Here is a 6,002-nt window from a genome sequence, read left to right on the forward strand (position 1 = left end):
AGATACACTTGTCTTTACAGGCTGAGCTATGTATAATGTAAATAATTGTGAAGAAAAATTCTTAATTTTGTCTAAATTGTCTAAGTCATATTTATGGTGTATCTCTACAGGGGTTAATGGCTATTCCAAGTGGAGAAAAGGAGGGTTACTATTGTTTGAGGATATAGTATTTAGCAATGCATATATTGACATTATTGATGATGACAATCAATTCTATATTAGAGTCAAACTGCAGGGTTATTCAATGAGTCAACTGGATGAAGATGTAAAAAAACTGCCGCGATTGAAAGTAAATCAATTTGTGGCCATTCAGTCTGCAATAAAAACTGGGTCCAGTAAAGTATTGCTCCTTGGAATCAAAAAACCTTTAATTGATTTAGAAATCAGTAAAGACCGATTAGAAGCAAGTATTACAATTAATGCAACCAATGAACAGATAGAAAAAATAGGGCTACAAGACTTGATGCAGCAGGTGCTTGACGTTATGAAGCAAGCCGGCATTGTTTATGGATTTGATATTAAAGATATATTAGCCAACATACGGCCTATGGAAAAGTTTGTCGTAGCAAAAGGTTTAATACCGATAAAGGGTCAAGATGCGATTGTCACATATTATAAAATTGAGGAAGCAAAGCCTGAAATTCATCAAAATGGGGATGTCAATCATTATGAGTTAAACTTAATAAATAAGGTAAATCGAGGAGACTGGCTTGGTGAACGCATTGAACCCAAAGAAGGTGTGGATGGTAAGACGATTATGGGCGAACCTATTCCGGCACTAAAAGGTAATCAAGAACCCTTAAAGTATGATAAAAAAACCATAGCTGAGTCCTATGATCCGGAAATGGATTTAACTGTTCTTCGTGCATCAACAACCGGTGCAGTTATTATTGAAAACGACATCATCAGTGTTTGTAACTATCTTGAGATACAAGGCAAAGTTTCTTTTAAAACAGGCAATGTCGATTTTGATGGGTTCGTTGATATTAGAGATGTAGTAGAAGATAATTTCTCTGTATTGGCAAATCAAGACATTCAGATTATGGGTGACATGGGCATTGGTGGTGTTAATCAGATCGAAAGCAAAGAAGGCAGTATTTATATTAGAGGTGGTATTGCCGGAAAAGGTAAAGCTAAGATTATATGCGAAGGCGATTTGTATACAAAATTCGCTACAGATTGTGATATAGAAAGTGGTGGTACTGTACATATTGGTTTTTATGCAATCAATGCCAATATTAAGGCTAAGGAAGTCATCTTTGATTCATATAACAGTAAAGTCATTGGAGGTTCCATAGAAGCCCAAGTTAGGGTACAAGTGGGTACAGTAGGTAACAAGATGGATACCCCTACCTTCATTCATGTACTTGGTTTTACAAGAGAAAAGGTCAAAGATGAATACGATTTTATCAATAAAACCATTGAGCGGGTAAAAGAAAAAATCAATCTATTAAAACAAAAGAAATCCTTACTTGAGATGGTAGCCGCCTCTGACGTTGAGAAGAGAAAAGAGCTGGATAAAGTCAATGAAGAGTATGGCTATTTTAGGAAAAATCTTAAAATGCTTTATGCAAGTCAGAAAAAAACCATCTCGTATCTTAGAGCCAAAGGCGAAGGTGAAGTGGTGATTACCCATGGCATCTACGCAAAAGTACAAATCAAAATCAAGGATGATGTTTTGTGGCACACAGAAGTGGATCAAAGTCCGGTAACTTATTATACGGATGGCAGAAATATATTGAAGGCATAGGAGGGTAGACATGATAGAAAAAAAGAATGATACGATGATATATAGGCTAAAGGGTCTTATCCATGCTATAGAATTTTTTTCACAAAGATTCGATGCCCAGCAGATTACCCATCATGTAGTTGATTTTATTGATGAGCTAATTGTATTAGACCAAGTGGTGGTTTTTGCTAAGGAGGATCATGTCTATAAGCCGGTTCGACAAACCGGTTATCATAACTACGATTATAATTTTGAAGTGAAGCCGGATTATGAGGACATCGTTGTATTACATGCAGGTTTATTCTCAAAAGAAGACATAAAAAGATTCCTGCCAAAAGAAGTATCCGAATATTTTCCTTGTGCTTTTGGTATTCCTTTGATTATGGATAAGAAGATGTTCGGATTTGTCCTTATAAACAGAAATGAAGATAAAGAACCTTTTGACTCAGAAGACGAAATTATTGCAGTCGCATTAATGAATCTTTTTTATATTGCTCTAACGAACTTTGAATCATATGATGCCTTGATTAAAACAAAAAAAAGATTGGATGAGAAGATTTTTAATTTATTTGCTATTCATCAATCTTCAAAAATACTTATGAGTACACTTGAAATCCATTCAATGTGCGAATTATCAACCAGTGTCTTTAGTGAGTTAACACAGAGCTCAATCACTTCAATCTTTCTATTCAATCATGATTCTAAGGCCTTTGAAATGATGGCCTATCAAAATGTTTATGAACTTAGAGGTGAACTTAATATTCAGGTATACACTAAGGATAATATTAATATCCTTAGTGAAAAAGAATACTTCTGTCTTGAGAATAATGATGATTTAGAAAGCATACGATCTGTTTTCTACAATGATGAAGAGATGATCAAAGCTTTAAGACCTGTTTATATTGTGCCGATTGTCAAGAATGAAGATGTGCTTGGTTTTATAACTTTAGCACGTAGAGTCAATGATATGTCTTATAATGATAGTAATATGGAATTAATTCATAGCCTAGCATCATCCTTATACATATCTATTACCAATGCCATCTACGTTAAAACCATTCATGAACAAAAAAAGACCATCGATTCCAAATTAAACCGATTGATGAATATGAACTTAATGATCAAGAATATTAATTCATCGTCGGACTTGAATCATCTATTTGAAATCACAAAAGCCACTTTGGAGTGGTCCCATAATGTTACCAGTGCAATTCTTACAGTTTACGATCAAGAAAATGATACTTTTATCATCAAGGAGCGGATTGGGTGTCAATCTTTGGGAGAGACACAAACGTTTACAGAAGTTGCAGAATCTTTAAAAAAAGGACATATGGTCGTTGCCAGTAGTATTTATGAAGTTGAGGACCTACTTGGCCATGAAGTGGTTAAAGAGATAGATGGAGAATTTGGAGGGGCCCTCTTGGTACCGGTTTATTTAGACAAATTTGAACTAGAGCTTCTTGGCTTTATAGGTATTTTTGATATGAAAGATATGCTACTAACAGATCTTGAAAATCAGCTTATCTATGAATCCATTGCGAATGCTATAGCGCCTTCTTGGTATCATTTAAAACAACTGGAGAAAATCAAAAACACTTATGAAGTCAATACAGAAGTATTGTTTATAGAAAAACTATCGGAAGAAATAGAAGATTGTAGGGAATATGATTTGGAGCTTCATGTCTTTCAAATTGATTTTGCGGCCAAGCATTTTCTGGAGAAAAGTGATCTTTTTCATGAATTCACTCAGTATTTTGATAAAGCTTTTAAGATTGATAATAGGCAGTTGGTCATTATATCCCCAAGGGAAGAAGATGCGATCTACATACAGGAGAAGTTAGATCAAAGACACAATATGAAGCAGTTAAAGTATGGGGAAGATTTTGAAGATTATGAGTCGTTTTTGGAGCAATTGTGACTTAGTCGCTTTGTAAAGACTCTATCTATGGGTTATGATCGTAGATGTAACACACAGTTTTTCCTTGCCTTACACTTCGTACGGTCAGCAAAAAACCTGTGTATCACATCTACTCGGGAATAAGTCGTCCTTTCGTCAATAAAAAGTCCCTAAGTTTTTCACTTAGAGACTTGGTAGAATCTTACTTCGAAGGTTTAATTACATCAAAACCAGTGAATGGTCTTAAGGCATCAGGTATAATGACGCTACCGTCAGCTTGTTGGTGTTGTTCTAGTATTGCAGGAATCAAACGGCTTGTAGCAAGTCCGGAAGCGTTTAGCGTATGTAAGTAAGCCGTTTTCTTATCATCCGCTTTTCGGTACTTCATATTACCCCGTCTTGCTTGATATTCACCTGCATTTGAAGCAGAGCTGACTTCTTTATATACTTCCATACTGTCAATCCATACTTCAATATCATAAGTTTTAATCATAGAAGCGCTACAGTCACCGGCGGCTAATTTACTGAGTTGATAGTGCAGACCTAGTTTCTGAACCAGATTCTCGGCCTTGCCAACCAATTCTTGTAAACCGGCTTCAGATTGATCCGGCGTAGCGAATTGAAACATTTCTACTTTGTTAAATTGATGACCGCGAATCATACCCCGCTCTTCAGATCTGTAACTACCGGCTTCTTTTCTATAACATGGTGTATAAGAAAAATATTTTTTTGGTAGATCTTCTTCACTCAGTATTTCACCGCGATGAAAATTAATGAGGGCTGTCTCAGCTGTGGGGAGCAAAAACTGAACATAGCCTTTATTTTCCTGTTCAAGTTTAAAGACATCATCTTCAAATTTGGGGAACTGACCGGCTGTAAAACCGGACTCGTAGGTTAATATATGGGGTGGAAGGATAAATTCATAGCCATCTTTTAGATGTTCTTGGATAAAAAAGTTAAGAAGTGCCCATTCCAAGATAGCACCGGTACCTTTATAGATCCAGAAGCCATTACCACCTAGCTTTGCACCTCTTTCATAATCAATAAGCCCCAAAGACTCAGCAAGTTCAACATGGTCTTTTGGTTTGAAATCATAGGTTCTTTTTTCGCCAAATACATGGATGATTTCATTATTTTCTTTGTCACCGGACACCACATCCTCAGCCGGCATATTAGGAAGTGTAGAAACAAAGCCAAAAATCTTATGATCAATATCCTTGAGTTTTTCATCAGCTTTAGCAATTTCTTCTTTTAAGGAGCTCATTTCTTCAATGATTGAAGAAACATCCTTGCCTTCTTTTTTCATGACAGGTACTTCTTTTGAAGCAGCATTTCTTTTAGCCTTTAATACTTCAACAAAACCGATAATTTCCTTACGCTCTTTATCCCAATTCATAAGTTCTGTAAAGTCCACGTCATAATTTCTTTTGGCCAGAGCTTTTTTTACGACCTCTGGATTTGTCCTAATCAAATTGATATCTAACATTGTTTTCATCCTTTCAAGGGCTTATTTATTATACTAACCCAATCTTAGTACTTTAAGATATGATCATTGTATATACCTGACACTTAAACCATTTCTATTTATATTAAGGGAAGGGCCGGTAAATGTCAAGAATTTGACAATTAATATATGGTTAAGGTCGGGTAAACACAATGGTTTGACCATCGGATAGATCAAGGTTATAGTGATAACCTTCAAAAGATAAAGTTTTAATCTGATCCGGTTCAGTTATTTGATTTTTGATCATTAAATCAAGGATTCTCCCTCTAGCTATTTTTGAATAGGTGGCAATATTTTTATACTGGTTGTTCTTTTTCTCCAGAAACCTAAGGGTTATTTTATTAGAAGGAAGTAACTTACTATATTCATTGGAGGTCAGATCGATTAATAAGGGTTCATTATGAAAGTAGTGTGTCATAGGTTTTTTCCAATACTTATAAAGAGAAGTTTTCATTAGCGGCATCTTCATATCCAGGCGATAAGGTTTTATACCATCTAGAGGCTTTAAGGCACCATACATTGCAGATAGAATGACTAAATGATTGTTCATATACCTAATCTGTTCATTGTTATAGGCATTAAGGTCAAGATATTTATATACAAGACCTGTGTAAGCATGGATAGCGGGGTTGGGATTGGCAATATCAAAAGTTTTAATATTTGCAAAGGTTTGCTCTAAGAGTTCACCATCTATACCCATTAAACGACCTAAAGCATTTTTGGAAAGCTTGTTTAATCTTTGATTGAGATGATATGCTTCTTTATAAAAAACAGGTTCGTGGATTGCCTTTTCATAAATAGAAGCATGTTTTTGACTTTTACTTGGCGAGATGATGATTTTCATAGTTGCCTCCATATCTATAGCTTTTTAG

4 protein-coding genes are annotated in these 6,002 nt (G+C 35.3%); 2 read left to right on the plus strand and 2 right to left on the minus strand.

Annotated features, from left to right (window positions below; genetic code table 11):
* Positions 1-151 precede the first annotated feature (151 nt).
* Positions 152-1,750: a DUF342 domain-containing protein gene (locus P0N36_RS03765; RefSeq protein ID WP_275841496.1), complete on the plus strand. Its 1,599-nt coding sequence runs from the start codon at positions 152-154 to the stop codon at positions 1,748-1,750.
* A 10-nt stretch (positions 1,751-1,760) separates the two neighbouring features.
* The gene (locus P0N36_RS03770; protein ID WP_275841497.1) at positions 1,761-3,647 is read left to right on the plus strand and encodes a hypothetical protein; all 1,887 of its coding nucleotides are present in this window, start codon (positions 1,761-1,763) and stop codon (positions 3,645-3,647) included.
* A 181-nt stretch (positions 3,648-3,828) separates the two neighbouring features.
* Here P0N36_RS03770 and serS read toward each other — a convergent pair whose 3' ends face one another.
* Positions 3,829-5,112 (minus strand): serine--tRNA ligase, encoded by a 1,284-nt coding sequence (gene serS / locus P0N36_RS03775; RefSeq protein WP_275841498.1) that lies wholly within the window; start codon positions 5,110-5,112, stop codon positions 3,829-3,831.
* Positions 5,113-5,263: 151 nt separating this feature from the next.
* On the minus strand, positions 5,264-5,974 hold the full coding sequence (locus P0N36_RS03780) for a YaaA family protein (RefSeq protein WP_275841499.1): 711 nt from the start codon (positions 5,972-5,974) through the stop codon (positions 5,264-5,266).
* Positions 5,975-6,002: the final 28 nt, after the last annotated feature.

Origin of the sequence: Petrocella sp. FN5 (assembly GCF_029210395.1) — a bacterium.
Lineage (GTDB): Bacteria > Bacillota > Clostridia > Lachnospirales > Vallitaleaceae > Petrocella.